The 16,017-nt window shown below is 56.3% G+C and carries 11 protein-coding genes; 8 read left to right on the top strand and 3 right to left on the bottom strand.

What is annotated here, in order from left to right:
* Positions 1-42: 42 nt before the first annotated feature.
* Positions 43-2,265, bottom strand: coding sequence for a PAS domain-containing sensor histidine kinase (locus tag QMO62_RS15460; RefSeq protein ID WP_284642257.1), 2,223 nt, complete (start codon positions 2,263-2,265; stop codon positions 43-45).
* Positions 2,266-2,411: 146 nt separating this feature from the next.
* Here QMO62_RS15460 and QMO62_RS15455 point away from each other — a divergent pair, with 146 nt between their 5' ends.
* The 5 genes from QMO62_RS15455 to QMO62_RS15435 all read left to right on the top strand — a co-directional run bounded on the left by QMO62_RS15455 (position 2,412) and on the right by QMO62_RS15435 (position 10,846).
* Complete coding sequence (locus tag QMO62_RS15455) at positions 2,412-3,407, top strand: Gfo/Idh/MocA family protein (RefSeq protein ID WP_284642255.1); 996 nt, start codon at positions 2,412-2,414, stop codon at positions 3,405-3,407.
* Positions 3,408-3,642: 235 nt separating this feature from the next.
* Positions 3,643-8,241, top strand: coding sequence for a glutamate synthase large subunit (gene gltB, locus QMO62_RS15450; protein ID WP_284642253.1), 4,599 nt, complete (start codon positions 3,643-3,645; stop codon positions 8,239-8,241).
* 238 nt (positions 8,242-8,479) lie between these two features.
* A complete protein-coding gene (locus QMO62_RS15445) occupies positions 8,480-9,964 on the top strand; it encodes a glutamate synthase subunit beta (RefSeq protein ID WP_284642252.1) in 1,485 nt (494 codons plus the stop codon).
* A gap of 151 nt (positions 9,965-10,115) precedes the next feature.
* On the top strand, positions 10,116-10,463 hold the full coding sequence (locus QMO62_RS15440) for a hypothetical protein (RefSeq protein ID WP_284642250.1): 348 nt from the start codon (positions 10,116-10,118) through the stop codon (positions 10,461-10,463).
* A gap of 59 nt (positions 10,464-10,522) precedes the next feature.
* A complete protein-coding gene (locus QMO62_RS15435; protein ID WP_284642248.1) occupies positions 10,523-10,846 on the top strand; it encodes a DUF4870 domain-containing protein in 324 nt (107 codons plus the stop codon).
* Positions 10,847-10,953: 107 nt separating this feature from the next.
* On the opposite strand, the gene QMO62_RS15430 is transcribed toward QMO62_RS15435, so the two are convergent.
* Entirely contained in the window at positions 10,954-11,454 is a 501-nt protein-coding gene (locus QMO62_RS15430; protein ID WP_284642246.1) for a hypothetical protein, read from the bottom strand.
* 57 nt (positions 11,455-11,511) lie between these two features.
* Positions 11,512-13,299, bottom strand: coding sequence for an ABC transporter substrate-binding protein (locus QMO62_RS15425; protein WP_284642244.1), 1,788 nt, complete (start codon positions 13,297-13,299; stop codon positions 11,512-11,514).
* Positions 13,300-13,418: 119 nt separating this feature from the next.
* Here QMO62_RS15425 and QMO62_RS15420 point away from each other — a divergent pair, with 119 nt between their 5' ends.
* The 3 genes from QMO62_RS15420 to QMO62_RS15410 all read left to right on the top strand — a co-directional run bounded on the left by QMO62_RS15420 (position 13,419) and on the right by QMO62_RS15410 (position 15,963).
* A complete protein-coding gene (locus QMO62_RS15420; RefSeq protein ID WP_284642242.1) occupies positions 13,419-13,799 on the top strand; it encodes a hypothetical protein in 381 nt (126 codons plus the stop codon).
* 15 nt (positions 13,800-13,814) lie between these two features.
* Positions 13,815-15,338, top strand: coding sequence for a DUF4153 domain-containing protein (locus tag QMO62_RS15415; protein ID WP_284642240.1), 1,524 nt, complete (start codon positions 13,815-13,817; stop codon positions 15,336-15,338).
* A 94-nt stretch (positions 15,339-15,432) separates the two neighbouring features.
* Positions 15,433-15,963, top strand: a complete 531-nt coding sequence (locus QMO62_RS15410) for a helix-turn-helix domain-containing protein (RefSeq protein ID WP_284642238.1) — start codon at positions 15,433-15,435, stop codon at positions 15,961-15,963.
* Positions 15,964-16,017 lie beyond the last annotated feature (54 nt).

Raw genomic sequence — 16,017 nt, 5'->3', positions numbered from 1 at the left:
GGCAATCTCGAGCCCACTATTTGGGAGCAGCCTCAGGCGCTTTTAGGATGGAATGGCGGGAAGTAAAATGGTGACCGTCGTTCCAAGGGAAGGCCGGCTTGCAAAATGCATACGACCCTCATGCTCGTTAATGATTTTTTGGCTGACCATCAGTCCGAGGCCGGAGCCCTTCTCTTTGGTCGTGTAGAACGGCTCGCCCAGTCGCCCCAGCAGCTCCTGCGGTATGCCGATCCCCTCATCCCGGAAGGTGAGCTCCAGCATACCCGGCTCCCTCTCGGAGGCCGCCGCACGTATCTGAATGCTTCCGCCAAGGGGCATCGCCTCGATCGCATTTTTCAAGATGTTGATGAACACTTGCTTGAGTTGATTCTCTTCGCAGCGGACCGGGGGCATATCTCCGGACGGTACCCAATCCAGCATCACATTGCTGATGTTGGCATGCGATTCGAGCAGGGAAACGACGTCCGTAAGGATCGGCTCCAGCGGCTTCACCTGAAAATGAACCGTCTGCGGCTTGGCCAGCATCAACAGCTCGCTGATGATCTGCTCGATCCGGTTCAGCTCCGAGATCATGATTTGCAGATATTGCTCCCGGTATACGGAGTCCGACTGCATGAACTGGATGAAGCCCTTGAGGGCGGTCAGCGGATTGCGAATTTCATGCGCGATGCCGGCGGCAAGCTGCCCTGCAATGGAAAGCTTCTCCGAATGCCTCAGCAGCTCCTCCGTTTTCTTTCGCTCACTGATGTCGCGGGAGACGATAAGCACCGCCTCTGCCTGTCCGTCCTGCCCGAGGATCGGCACCCCCTTTGATTCGACGACCATGCTTTCATGCTCCTTGCTGGGCAGGGTAAGCTCAATCTGTCTCGCTTCTCGGCTTTGCACAATGTCTTGAAACCATTGAAGGGCCTTGGTCTTCCACGGTTCCTTCAGCAGCTCGAAAGCATTGACGCCGCCGGACGACGGATTACGAGCAATGGCCCGATGCGAAGGCGAAGCAAACAACACTTTTCCCCGGACGTCCATAAGAGAAACGAAGTCCTTCGTATTTTCCGCAATCAAGCGATATCTTTCCTGACTTTCCCTAAGCTTTCGCTCCAAATGCTTCGCCATGGTGATATCGCGGCCAATGATACAGATCGAAACGACCTTCCGGTCGGCATTAATGATCGGGGAGAGCGTAAGACTGACGTCGATGAGCGTTCCGTCCTTGCGAAGGCGCCGGGTTTCCAGCGGAGGAATCTGCTCTCCGGAAAACACCTTGCGAAACAGATGCTCGGTCTCATCAACAAGCTCTGTGGGAATCGTCTTCGGGATGTTCCCGGCGAGCTCCTCCTCCCTATATCCGTACATGTCCCAAAAGGCCTGATTCGCACGGATGATCCGTAGTGTATCATCCAGGATGACGATCGAATCGGCAGCATTGTCGATCATGGAGTCCAGATGCAGCTTGGTGCTCAGCAGTTCCTGTTCCTGCTGCTTCTGTGTTGTAATGTCACGGAAAAATACAGTGAGCCCGTGCTTCGAGGGATAACAGCTAATATCGTACCAGCGTTCGTGCGGAGGGTAGTAATTTTGCAAATGGCGGGGCTCCTGCTCCTCCATAGACTGGTAGTACGCGCTATGCAGGTTGGTATCCACCGCTTCGGGAAAAAGGTCCCAGATCTCCCTGCCGAGCAACTGCTCCCGTTTGCGCCCAATCATTTGCTCCGCACCTTTATTCAAGTAGGTAAATTGCCACTGGCGATTCAGCATAATGAAGGCGTCCGGTATGGTTTCGAGAAGCGAGGAGATTTTAAGCGCCGATTCCTGCAGGGCCAGCTCGGCTTGCTTTTTCTCCGTCATGTCCATGGCTTGCACCAAAATGTAGCGCCCATTTCCTGTCTGTGAGCCCAGCATCGAAACGGTGATATGGGTCCAAACGGTATGGCCCGCCGCATGAGTAAGGCGGATGATAGCTTGATAGGGTTCGATCTGTCCCGCGAGAAATTGGCTCAGCTGATGCATGCACAGCAGCAGGTCGCCGGAGTGGATCAGTGACGGGAGCGATTGACCGCTCAAGTGGTCCGCCGTGAGCCCAAGCTGCCGGCAGATGGATTCGTTGGACAGCAGGATCTGAAGCTCCGTATTCAGCAGCAGCATTCCGGCAGGAGAGTAAACGAAGCTTTGGTATGCCAGCTCTGCCAACGGAGATGGCCGATGATCGACTGCGCCGAATAAGGCAAGCAGTTCAGCGGTTCCGATCGTTTGATTTCTATTTAACACGGCGGCATACCCCCAAGTTAGGTTGAGTAGATTTACAATTCGCTGTATTGGAAAAATTTCCTTTTTTCAAAACGTGACAATTGGATAAATTTTCTTTAAGGCTTATACTTAAACGGATGGGCAATCACCGGAATGGAGCTGAGGGAATGGGAACGATCAAATGGGCGTTGATAGGCGCGGGAGATGTAGCGGAACGACGTGTAGCGGGAGCTTTGCAGCAAGCGCAGGGAAGTACCTTGCTGGGGGCATACCGCCGAAGCCAAGAAAAGCTGAAGGAGTTTACGGACCGCTTCTCGGTGCCGAAGGCATATGGCAGCTATGATGAGGCGTTGGAGGACACGGAGGTGGATGCCGTTTATATCGCCACCCCTGTGGCCGGCCATGCGGAGCAGACGATCCAGGCGGCCCGGAGCGGGAAGCATGTGCTGTGCGAGAAGCCGATGGCGCTTACGGGCGTCCAGGCCCGCGAAATGGTGAACGCCTGCCGGGAACATGGCGTTCAATTAGGGATCGCTTATTATAGACGATACTATCCGAAAATGCAGCAAATTCGCCGCATTATCGCCGAGGGCGGTATTGGCGTCCCGGTGTACGCTAGGGCCCAGTTCAGTGGAAAAACCGACTACGCGGGGACGGATCGGGCGTGGCTCCTTCGGCCGGAGATCTCGGGCGGAGGACCGCTGATGGATGTAGGCAGCCATGTAATCGATCAGTTGATTTACTGCTTGGGCCAGCCTGTACAGGTAGCCGGTATGACCGGCAATGTGTGGCAGTCTCTCCCGGTCGAGGATCTTGCTTCGCTCCTGATCCGGTTCGAGTCCGGCTGTCAGGCTTCGGTGCATGCCAGTTTCAGCGCAGCGGTCGGCAATCAGTTGGAGGTGTTCGGAAGCGACGGGAAAATCACCATGCGCAGTATCGAGGATTCTTTCTTCGAATGGACGGACGGCAGCGGTCAGCTGCATACATTCGACCTGCCGAAGCATATGAATATGAACGTACCGATGATAGAGCAGTTTATCCGGTCCATTCAGGGGGAAGAGACGTATCTTTGCCCGGGAGAAGAAGGCATTCTGACCTCGCTCGTCATGGAGGCGGGCTACCGGTCGGCATTCGAAGGACGGCATATTTTCGTGGAGAAATGACATTCTTTTTCGTTGTCATAACCCAGAGCAGATGGTAATATAAAACATATTATCGAAAATGTTCATACAATTGTCACAACCAAGACATGCAGAGACTGGAATGTAAGATTCGAGGCGCTGGATGGGTGCGGCGTTTATCGATGCCATGCCGATTCCGCGCCTATTTGTGTTTTACAGCTGTTTACAGCTTTAAAGCGTCACAACCAAAACCACAAGAAAGAAAGGTAGCGCTTTCATGATGAAAAAAGGATTGCCTGTCAAGCAGGGCTTGTACGACCCGCAATTTGAGCACGACGCCTGCGGGATCGGTTTTGTCGCGAATATCAAGGGCCGCCCCTCCCATGAGATTGTATCCCAGGCGCTGAATGTGCTTTGTAACCTGGATCATCGCGGCGGTCAGGGCTGTGAGACGAATACGGGCGACGGTGCCGGCATTCTCATGCAGCTTCCTCATACTTTCTTGCGCACGGCCTGCCAGGAGGAGGGCATCCAGCTCCCTGAGCCCGGCAGCTACGGAGTGGGCATGGTATTTCTTCCTCAGGATCACGAGGCGCGCATCGCATGCGAGCGGGTGCTGGAGGAGAAGATTCGCGAATCCGGCCAGAGCTTCCTCGGGTGGAGAACGGTTCCCACCGATAACGCCTCCCTCGGGAATACGGCCAAGTCCGCCGAGCCTTATGTTCGCCAAGTGTTTATCGGCGCCTCCGAAGACGTCCAGGATGAGCTTGGCTTCGAACGTAAATTATACGTCATCCGCAAACGGACGGAGAATGCAATCCTCTCGGTGCAGGGCGGAGAATCGTTCTATTTCTCCAGCTTGTCCAGCCGGACCATCGTGTATAAGGGAATGCTGACCCCGGAGCAGGTCGACAGCTATTATGTCGAGCTCAGGAATCCGAAGCTTGAGTCGGCTATGGCGCTTGTTCATTCGCGCTTCTCTACCAATACGTTCCCGAGCTGGGAGCGCGCGCATCCGTACCGTTACATCATTCATAATGGGGAGATCAATACGCTCCGCGGCAATGTGAACTGGATGCATGCCCGGCAGGCGGTATGTGAAACGGATTTGTTCGGAGAGGACTTTCGGAGCATCCTCCCGGTGATTGACACGGATGGCTCGGACTCCCAGATGTTCGATAACTGCCTGGAGTTTCTCATGCTGGCGGGACGGTCACTGCCGCATGCGGCAATGATGATGATTCCGGAGCCATGGTCCAAGCATGAGTCCATGAGCGATGAGAAGAAGGCTTTCTACGAGTACCACAGCTGTTTAATGGAGCCTTGGGACGGTCCGGCGGCGATTTCCTTTACGGACGGTAAGGTCATCGGCGCGGTGCTGGATCGCAATGGACTACGTCCTGCAAGGTATTATGTTACCAGTGACGATCTCATTGTGCTTGCTTCCGAGGCCGGCGTGCTGAATATCGAGCCGGAGCGCATCGTGGCGAAGCAGCGGCTGCAGCCTGGGCGTATGCTCCTGGTCGATACGGTGGAAGGGCGCATCGTCTCCGACGAGGAAATCAAGGAGCGCATCGTGAAGGAGCACCCCTACCGGGACTGGCTCAACGAGCATTTGGTATCGCTGGAGGAGCTTCCGGAGGCGGCGGCCGCCGACGTGCCGCAGACCGATCACGAAACGGTGCTGCAGCGGCAGCAGGCGTTCGGCTACACGTTCGAAAATTTACGCAAAATTTTGGAGCCGATGGCCCGTACAGGGGTCGATCCGATCGGCTCGATGGGCTTCGACGCTCCGCTGGCCGTTCTGTCGGAGCGTCCGCAGCTGCTGTACAGCTACTTCAAGCAGCTGTTTGCGCAGGTGACGAATCCGCCGATCGACGCGAACTTTGAGGAGATCATCACGGCGCAGGGCACGACCGTCGGACCGGAGCGCAACCTGATCCAGCCGGAGCCGGAGAGCTGCCGGCAGATCCGTCTGGCTACGCCGGTGCTGACGAATGCGGAGCTGGCGAAGCTGCGCCATATTCAGCGCGAGGGCTTCAAAACGGTGACGCTGCCGATTGTGTTCCCGGCCGTAAAGGGGCCGGAGGGTCTGGAGCGGGCGATGGAAGGGCTGTACGCCGCTGCGGATGATGCCATTGCGGACGGCGCTACGCTGCTCATCTTAAGCGACCGCGCAGTAGACGAGGACCATGCCGCCATCCCGGCGCTGCTGGCCGTTTCGGGCTTGCATCATCATCTGATCCGCGAGGGGACGCGTACCCGGGTCGGGCTGCTGCTCGAATCGGGCGAGCCGCGCGAGGTGCATCATTTTGCGTTGCTGCTCGGGTATGGCGTCAGCGCGGTGAATCCGTATCTGGCACTGGAGACGCTGGAGGATCAGGTACGCAGCAACAAGCTGAAGGGGCTGACGGCGGAGAAGGCGGTTTACAATTATGTTAAGGCTGTAACCAAGGGCGTCGTGAAGGTGCTCGCGAAGATGGGGATCTCGACGATCCAGTCGTACCGCGGGGCGCAAATTTTTGAAGCGATCGGGCTGGATTCGTCCGTGATCGATAAATACTTCACGTGGACGTACACGCCCGTCGCCGGTATTAAGATTGATGCGATTGCGCAGGAGGCGCTGCTGCGCCATAAGCGGGCCTTCTCTCCGCAGGAGGGTCGCGACCGCGTGTTGGATACGGGAGGCGAGCTGCAGTGGCGGAAGGACGGCGAGGAGCATCTCTACCATCCCGAGACGATCCATGCGCTGCAGTCTGCCGTTCGGACGAACAACTATTCGCAGTATAAGAACTTCGTCAAGCTGATTCATCGGGAGAACGAGCGGTTCATGTCCCTTCGTTCGCTGTTATCCTTCAAGCCGGGCAGGGAGCCTGTGCCGATCGAGGAAGTGGAGCCGGTGGAATCGATTTTCAAGCGATTTAAAACCGGGGCGATGTCTTACGGCTCTATCAGCAAGGAAGCCCATGAAAGCCTCGCGATCGCGATGAACCGGATCGGGGGAAAGTCGAATACGGGCGAGGGCGGTGAGCATCCGGATCGTTTCGCGCCGGACGCTAACGGTGACTCCAGGCGCAGTGCGATCAAGCAGGTGGCCTCGGGGCGCTTCGGCGTGACGAGCAACTACTTGGTCAATGCCGATGAGATTCAGATCAAGATGGCGCAGGGCGCCAAGCCGGGAGAAGGCGGACAGCTGCCGGGCTCGAAGGTGTATCCGTGGGTTGCCGAGGTGCGCGGGGTTACGCCGGGGGTTGGCTTGATCTCGCCGCCGCCGCACCATGACATCTACTCGATCGAGGACTTGGCGGAGCTGATTCACGATCTGAAGAACGCGAACCCGAGGGCACGCATCAGTGTGAAGCTGGTGTCCGAGGTCGGCGTAGGCACGATTGCAGCTGGCGTGGCCAAGGGCAAGGCGGACGTCGTGCTTATCTCCGGCTATGACGGTGGTACCGGTGCCTCACCGCAGACGTCCATTCGCCACGCGGGCTTGCCGTGGGAGTTGGGGCTTGCCGAGACGCATCAGACGCTCGTGCTGAACAACCTCCGCAGCCGGATCACCGTGGAGACGGACGGCAAGCTGATGACCGGGCGGGATGTGGTTGTGGCCGCCCTGCTCGGCGCAGAAGAGTTCGGCTTCGCGACTACGCCGCTGATCGCCCTCGGCTGTATCATGATGAGGGTATGTCATCTGGATACGTGTCCTGTCGGCGTAGCGACGCAAAATCCGGAGCTTCGCAAGAAATTCGCTGGAGATCCTCAGCATGTGGTGAATTTCATGCACTTCGTGGCGCAGGATGCGCGCGAGCTGATGGCGGAGCTTGGCTTCCGCACCGTCGAGGAGATGATAGGCCGCACGGAGATTCTAGAGACGAACGCGGCCGTACAGCATTGGAAGGCGAAGGGCATCGATCTGGCGCCGCTGCTGCATCAGCCGGAGGTAGGTGAAGAGGTGGGCCGCTTCTGCTCAGAGCTTCAGGATCATGGACTCGATCGCTCGATCGACCGGAGGGAGCTGCTCACCATCTGCGAGCCTGCGCTTGAGCGCAAGGAGAGGGTCCATGCGATACTGCCGATTCGCAACGTGAACCGCGTCGTCGGCACCATCCTCGGCAGCGAGGTAACGCGCCGCTACGGTATGGAGGGCCTGCCGCATGACACGATCCGCCTGCACTTTGGCGGCTCGGCCGGCCAGAGCTTCGGAGCCTTTGTGCCCAAGGGCATAACGCTTTCGCTGGAGGGAGACGCGAACGACTATTTCGGCAAGGGGCTGTCCGGCGGCAAGCTGGCCGTGTTCCCGCCGGAGAAGGCGAGCTTCGTGCCGGAGGAGAACATCATCATCGGCAACGTGGCCTTCTATGGCGCGACCGATGGGGAAGCCTACATCCGCGGTATCGCGGGTGAGAGGTTCTGCGTGCGTAATTCCGGTGCGCGTGCCGTCGTGGAAGGCGTCGGCGACCATGGCTGCGAGTACATGACCGGCGGGCGCGTTGTTGTTCTGGGTCCCACGGGCCGCAATTTTGCGGCGGGGATGTCGGGAGGCATCGCGTATGTGCTTGACGAGCAGGGGACCTTCGCAGAGAAGTGCAATAAGGAGATGGTGCTGCTCGAGCCGGTCGAAGAGGTGTATGAAGCCGAGGAGCTGCGTATTATGATCCAGTATCATGCTACGTTTACCGGAAGCAGCGAGGCCCAGCGTGTCCTGCACGATTGGGAGCACTTGCTGTGGAAGTTCGTCAAGGTCATTCCGAAGGACTACAAGCGGATGTTCGAGGCGATCGAGCGAGTGAAGCGTTCCGGCTTAAGCCAGCAGGAAGCGATGCTCGTTGCATTTGAAGAGAACATGAAGGACATCTCCCGCGTCAGCGGCAACTAAAATAATAGGGTGTGTGGGAAAAAGGATAAGGCCATGCATTGAATTTGCGGAAACGCTGCGAGTCAGTATTTCTGCCTTCGGCCGCTCTTGAAATCGGGTTATTTGAATGGATAAAGTGGTATGAACCCGATTTCAAAGGCGGCACGTAAACTCTACGGTCAGACATACTGCTCTCCGCTAACGCGCCTTCCAAGTCAAGGGGCACCCCCTTTTTCCCACACAGCACGGAGGAAAGATAATGGGTAAACCAACCGGTTTTATGGAGTATAACCGAGAAGTACCGACAGAAGCCGCCCCTCTGCTGCGCATTAAGCACTGGAATGAATTCAGCACACCGCTCGACGAGGGGAAGCTTCAAACGCAAGGCGCCCGCTGTATGGATTGCGGCATCCCGTTCTGCCATACCGGCAAGCTGATCAGCGGCATGGCCGCCGGCTGCCCGGTAAACAACCTGATCCCGGAATGGAATGACCTGGTCTATAAGGGGCACTGGCGCGAGGCGCTCGACCGCCTGCATAAGACGAACAACTTCCCTGAGTTTACGGGACGCGTCTGCCCGGCACCGTGCGAGGGCTCCTGCACGGTCGGCTTGAACGGCTCGCCGGTAACGATCAAGAATATCGAGAAATCGATCATCGAGCGGGGCTTCTCCGAGGGCTGGGTTACCCCGCAGCCGCCGGAGAAGCGGACCGGCAAGAAGGTAGCCGTGATCGGCTCCGGCCCTTCCGGTCTTGCGGCGGCTGCCCAGCTGAACAAGGCGGGACATACGGTTACGGTCTATGAGCGTGCCGACCGTCCGGGTGGTCTGCTCATGTATGGAATCCCGAATATGAAGCTCGACAAGAAATACGTACAGCGCCGGGTCGAGCTCATGCAAGCGGAGGGCATTACCTTCGTGACGGGCACGGAGATCGGCAAGGATATTCCCGCATCTCAGCTGAAGGCGGAGTACGACGCGATCGTACTGTGCGGAGGCGCTACGAAGGGACGCGATCTGCCGATCGAGGGACGCGAGCTGAAGGGCGTCCATCTGGCGATGGAATTTCTCTCTAAGAACACGAAGAGTCTTTTGGATTCCGAGCATGGTGACGGGCAGTATATCAGCGCGGAAGGCAAGCATGTGGTCGTGATCGGGGGCGGCGACACGGGGACGGACTGTGTCGGCACGTCGATTCGTCATGGCTGCGCCAGCGTAACCCAATTCGAGATTATGCCGAAGCCGCCGGAAACCCGCCAGCCGAACAACCCTTGGCCGGAATGGCCGAAGGTGCTGAAGGTGGATTACGGCCAAGAGGAGGCGGCCGCGACACAGGGAGAGGATCCTCGGCGCTATTTGATCAATACCAAGCGGTTCGTCGGAGATGAGAACGGGCATGTGAAGGAGCTGCACACCGTGCTGATTGAATGGAAGAAGGACGATCAGGGACGCTTCGTCCCGGTCGAGGTACCTGGCAGCGAGCAGGTATATCCGGCTCAGCTCGTGCTTCTCGCGATGGGCTTCCTGGGACCGGAATCCACTGTATTGGATCAGCTCGGCGTGGAAAAGGACGAACGCTCCAACGCTAAGGCAGCCTACGGCAAATTCGCCACGAACGTGGAGGGGGTATTCGCCGCCGGAGATATGCGCCGTGGCCAAAGCCTTGTGGTATGGGCGATCAACGAAGGACGCGAAGCCGCCCGCGAGGTGGACCGCTACCTGATGGGCTCAAGCAATTTGCCTTAATTCTCTGCGATCCAAACACGGCCTCAGACTTGCGGAGTGCCGTGTTTTTTGCATCAGACTTTAGTGAATCTTTAACTTCTCTCATGCGGCCATCGGTTATAATGATGCATATCAAAGGTCCATGACGAATTGGCAGGGGAGGAGGCGGAGGATGCTGCATCAAAAAATTGTGACACCGGAGGAACGAATGGCCCTCTTAGGCCTTGATCCGGATTCTATAGCAAAGGAAGCCGCTCTAAGCACCCTGAACCGCCCGGAGGAAGAGCCGGAGCTGAGACAGGAGGTGCGTCGTCTGCAGCGGACGGTCCTTGATTTACTGGAGCGGATGGCAGCTTTGGAGCAGCAATTGGCTCAAATGGAAGCAGCTCCTGCCCGGGTTGCTTCCATTAACGAATCCGAGGCTCAGTCGGAACGACCGCTGCCAAACGGGGAGCTTCCCATATCGCGCATGGAACGCTTTGGCCGAAGGAAACCTCAGCCCGGCAAATGGTTCAGGTAATACCGTATAGATCCCATGCATAGGATGCTATAACACACAAGCCGTAAGGAGGTGCTCCCTTGGTATCAAGTGAAGAAAAGAACATGGCGCTGTTATCCCACTTACTCTGCTTTATTATCGGTATTTTTGCTCCGCTTATCATTTGGCTGATGAAGAAGGATCAATCCGCGTTCGTTGAAGACCATGCGAAGGAATCGCTGAATTTTCAGATTTCCATCATGATTTATTCGTTTATTTCGGCCATTTTGATTTTTGTGCTGGTCGGTATTGTCCTGCTCATTCTGATCGGTGTCGCAGCCTTAGTTCTTATTATCATTGCTACGATTAAAGCCGCCAACGGGGAAACATATCGTTATCCGTTAACGATTCGTTTGATCAAATAGGCTATCTAATAGCTAGCGTGAGCTGCCGCCGGGCGGCTCTTTTTTTACCCCGCCAACAATAAAATAGCCCATCGAAGGGATTGAGCTCCCTCATGGGCTATTTCTCCTTACCGGCGCTTGCAGCCGCAAGGCGTCCAAACTCCTCGGGCCCGGTAAGGCTTGGAGCAAATCGTCGTCGTTTTGCGAGGGAACCGGATGCTTTGAGTGATGACTGGGACCTCATCATTGACCATACGCTTCAGCAGCCGAATCGCCTGCCCATACTTCGCGTAATCGTAATCGCCGGTCTTCTTGTTCACAAAAGCGTAAGGCAGCTCCTCCGGCGTTATATAGGCAAACACACGTCCGTCCATCTCGGCCATAAAGACAAGAGGAGATTCCTCGTACCCTTCCTCCACCCATTGCTTCTTTGTCATGCGGTAGACCAGCACGGTGAAGATGTCCTCATACACCTTGCCCTTATACTTGAACTTAAAATGCAGCTCATATTCCGCGTCGCGGTCCGTTCGGGTTTTGCTGATGACACAATAGCTTCTCCACCAGCTTGGAATGCGCAGCGTAAAGCCGTACCGTGTATCGCGGTACGTGATTCGTTTCGGTGCTCTCACCTTCCTATCCCCTTTCCTGCGGTTCGATACTTTTACCATATTCAGGAGATGGAAGGATTATGGCTTAAACCAGATGTTTTTAAATTGAACCCAGTCGAGCGAATCCAGCGAAATGCCTTTGACAGAGGAGTGATACAAGGTTTTGAGCTTCTTAAAATAAAGCAGCCGCAGCAGCCGCTTCGCCTTAAGCTGGGACTCGATCGCTTGCAGCAGCTCCGTACGGCGCCCGCGCTCAGACTCACGAAGAGCCGCTGTCAGCAAACGGTCGATTTGGGCTCGGACAGAAGGCTCGACATGGCGCTGCATGCTTTTGAACAAATCGATGAGCCGCAGCTCTGCGTCGTTGTCCAGCATAATGGAGAAGAGGAGCAGATCGGCCTGCAGTCTCGCTTCGCCTTTGAACTCCTCGGCACTGAGCAGTCTCAGTTCTACAGCCAGCCCTGCCTCCTGCAGGAGGGCTTGCACTAGCAGGGCATCCCGTTCGTACTGAGGGATGGTGCATAGCGACAGCCGCTCCCCCGCATAGCCGGCCTGCTTCAGCAGTGCCCGGACCTCGGTCGGAGGTACCGATACGGCCTCTAAAGGTAAGTGCTGCTCCGAGTCAAGGAAGCTGTCGCCGGCATAGACGGCATCCCCCCCCAAGCGCTCAAGGAGCCGGGTCCGATCCAGGGCGGCCACAACGGCTTCGCGCAGCTCCGGCTGCGCCAAGGGGCCTTCTTTCAGCAAGTTGAAGGTAATAAACTTCGCCGTGGTTCCCTGCTGTTGAATTTGCTGCCAAGCACCGGTGGCTTCGTCGGGCAGCCGGTAGTTATGAAGGATCTGAAAGCTTTCTAGCGTCCGAAAGCGGTCCCGCTCCTCCAGCCCTTCCATATGCCACAGCTCTACACGATCCAAATGCGCACGTCCCTGGAAGTAGGCGGGGAACACGTCCAGCACGCACATGGAACGGTCATTCTTCACGAGCTTAAAGGGACCGGTGCCGACGGGAGAGAGCGCGAAGCGCTCCTTTAGCTCCTCGCATACGTCGGCAGGGAGGATGGAGGCGCGATTCGTGCCGGCATACTGCAGGAACAGCTCGTTGGGCTCCGTAAGACGAAACCGTACCGTAATCGGATCGATTGCCTCGACTGTCTCAATCTGGCGGAGCACCCAGCTGTACAAGGAGCCGGAAGCACGCTGTTTAAGCCGTTCGAACGTATAAACGACATCCTCTGCATCCAGCTCCCGGCCATGGTGAAACAGCACACCCTTGCGAAGGTGAAAGGTCCACGCCTTCCGCTCCGCATCGGCCTCCCAAGCATGGGCCAAATGCGGCTCGATCGATTGGGTTAGCCGATTGTATCGCACTAGCGGATCGAATAGCTGATGCACCAGATGGGCTTCCGTCGTAAAGTGAATCGTAGCCGGGTCCAGCGAGGTTAGCGGCTGGGTGAGAGGAAAGCGCAGCAGATCGAAGCGAACATTTCCCCGCACCTCGCTGCTGTAGCCGAAGTATCCGTTCAGCCAATGGTGGAAGCTTTCCTTCAGGGAGTCCGGGACATGAAACACCTTCATTTGCTCCAGCGCCCCTCGCAGATCCTTCCGCTCCACCAGATCCTTCGCCACATCCAGAATCAAGTCATCCGCCGGCTTGAGAAAAAGGAGCTTCGACCGCTGCCCTCTGCCGCGTCTTGCCTCCCAATCCACCCATCCGAGCTCCTGCATTTTTTTCAACAAGAGCTGTGTGTTCCGATGGGTGCAATCCAGCCCGACTGCAAGCTCATCAAGGGTGACCTCCAACGGCTGCTCTTCCCGAATATGTGGATACTGCTCCCGAAGCCGCAAGTAGTGCGAGGCCAGCTTCATCCAGATCACCTTCTTTCGCCTAAAATACGAAAATTGTTATTTAAAAGTTACACTTTTTGTTCCTGTTTTTCAAGCCTACAATAAGGACAGATCACCATAAGGCGGGAGGAACGATAGCCATGATGGAATTTCCGGTCGAGTCGCGTATGCCGCTGACTTTATCTTGGAGAGAACAGCTGCTTAAGGAGGCGCAGGCGGAGCTGAAGCAAGGCCGGGGGGCTCCCGAGCGGCAGTGGAAAACGATGATAGAGCTCGCGCGTTTGTTATACAGCTTGCAGGAGGGGCAGCCTGTGAGTGAAGTGCTTTTCTTGGATGACGCTGAAGTGATTCGGAGAGTGATCGCCAGCTCCTGCTTGTCCGACGAAGCGGGGATATGCCTTAGGGAGGCGCTTCGGTTTCCGGGCGAAAGGGAAGAGGCAGCCGCTAAAGCAGCCGAGGAATTGATTGAGGTCATCCGTGTTCTTAGCCCAAATGCCGATAGCTGGAATTGGCTTCAATAAGGAGGAGACGTTTCGTTGAATACGCAACCGAGTGTGGAACGTCAAGATGGGTGGCTGCTTGCGGCGGCACTGGTTTGCGGCGCTGTCCATCACATCGTTTTTTATGAAAATGCTTGGGGTATTTCCGTCCCTTTGTTTATTGGCCTTTTCTATGCAATGTTCTTCTGGGCATACCATGGGCGGGAGGGACGAACGCTTGGACCGTCGGCAATCGTTCTTGTTGCCGTTACCCTGCTCAGCTTAACCTACGGCTTATTTAGCAATACGCTGTTCCGTGTATTGAATACGCTGGCGGTGCCAGGTCTGGTTCTGCTACATACCGTATGGATGGTGCGAGGCAGTCGGTTTGAACCGACGAAGCTGCTCGGGCTGATGGCCGAGCAGGTGTTGTTCCAGACGGTCAGCAACGTGTCCGCTCCGATCAAGCTGCCGTTTCGGTCTATGACCTCGCGGATGTCCAGTCGGCGCTCCAAGGAGCTGGTCAAGGTGTTGACCGGTTTGCTGATTTCGATCCCCTTGCTGGCGCTGGTCGTTTCTTTACTTGCTTCCGCGGATACCATGTTCGACCGTTCCTTGTCGCGGCTGCCCGAGCTGCTGAAGGGTTTGGAGGCGGGGGAGCTTCTGTTACGCGGACTCTGGATTGTTCTTGTAGCCGTCCTGTTATTTGCTTATATGAAAGGGCTGCTCTACCCCAAGCCATTCGGCTCCGCTGCCCGTAAGGAGACGGAAGCGGGAGCGTGGGAGCCTGATCCTCCCGCCCTGCAGACTTCGTCAAAGACCCAGCCGCTTATCGACCCCACCATTGCTGCGACATTGCTTGTGGTGTTGAATGCCGTCTACTTGCTCTTTGCCTTCGTTCAATTCTCCTACTTCTTCGGAGGAGGAGCCTCCGCTCTGCCGGAGGGCGTTACATATGCCGAGTACGCCCGTAAGGGCTTCGGGGAGCTGGTCACCGTCACAGTCATCAACTTTTCGGTGCTCATGATCATGCTCTACGGGGTGAACCGCACCGGCATCAATGCCTACAGGCTGCTGCGCTTGCTGCTGGCAGTGCTCATCGGCTGCACGGGCGTGATGCTAAGCTCCGCCTATTTGCGGCTGTCGATGTACGAAGAGGCCTACGGCTACACCGTGACGAGGATTTTGGTGCATGCGTTTATGGTGTTCTTGCTGGTGCTGTTTGTTATCGCGCTTTATAAGCTTTGGAAGCCGAAGGTCTCGCTAATCAAGCCTTATTTGGCTGTTGCCCTGCTTGCCTACGTAGCGTTGAATTACTTGAACGTCGACGGAATCATCGCCCGCAGCAATATGGATCGATATGAAACGACGGGTCGCATCGATGTCAACTATTTGGGAAGCCTGAGCTACGAGGTAGTTCCATCGCTGGTGGAGCTGAAGCGCAAGCATCCCGAGGTGGGGGAAACGGACGAAGTGCTGAGGCGGATGCGAGAACGCTTGATGCGTACGGAGGACGACCCTTGGTTTTCCTTCAATTGGTCGGAATGGCAGGCCCGGAAGCTGCTTTCTGAGCAAGAGTAAAATTGGTAATTCTTTACTGGCGTTGACACGGGTCTGTTAGCATATTATGATCATTTTAAACAATGAGAATGATGGCAGGCGGAGGCGGTGTCCGGTGAAAAGCAAGGCTGACTTAATCCTGCATCCGGTACGGCTTAAGCTCATTCAAACGCTGGTCGGCGGCAGGCAGCTCACCGTAGGGCAAATGGCCGAGCGGCTGCCCGAGGTGCCTCAGGCAACGCTGTACCGGCATTTGAATCTGCTGCGCAAGGGCGGACTGCTGGTCGTTGTAGATCAGAAGCAAATTCGCGGGGCGGTCGAACGGGTCTATGCGCTTGCCGATCAGGGGGAGAGCCTTACCGAGGAGGATCTTAAGAAGGCGACGCCGCAGGATCATATGCAGTATTTTCTGCATTTCCTTGCAGGCTTAATTAATGATTTCGGTACGTATCTGGAAGGCGAATCGATCGACCCTCGCAAGGACGGACTGTCTTATCGCCAAGCGTCCTTCTTTGCCTCGGATGAGGAGCTGCTGGAATTTATCGCCGGCTTCAGGGAGTCGCTCTACCGTATGATGGACAACGAACCTACGGAGGCGCGACGCAAGCGCATATTAACTACGATTTTGCTTCCCGATAAGCAATAAGCTCGGACCGATTACAGGTAAAAGGACCTCAATCCACACGATTCGTGGAATAGA

The sequence above is a fragment of the Paenibacillus silviterrae genome (genome assembly GCF_030167925.1).
GTDB classification, from domain to species: domain Bacteria; phylum Bacillota; class Bacilli; order Paenibacillales; family NBRC-103111; genus Paenibacillus_G; species Paenibacillus_G silviterrae.
Note: the sequence above shows the minus strand (reverse complement) of the source record. Positions and strands in the feature narration are given on the sequence as shown.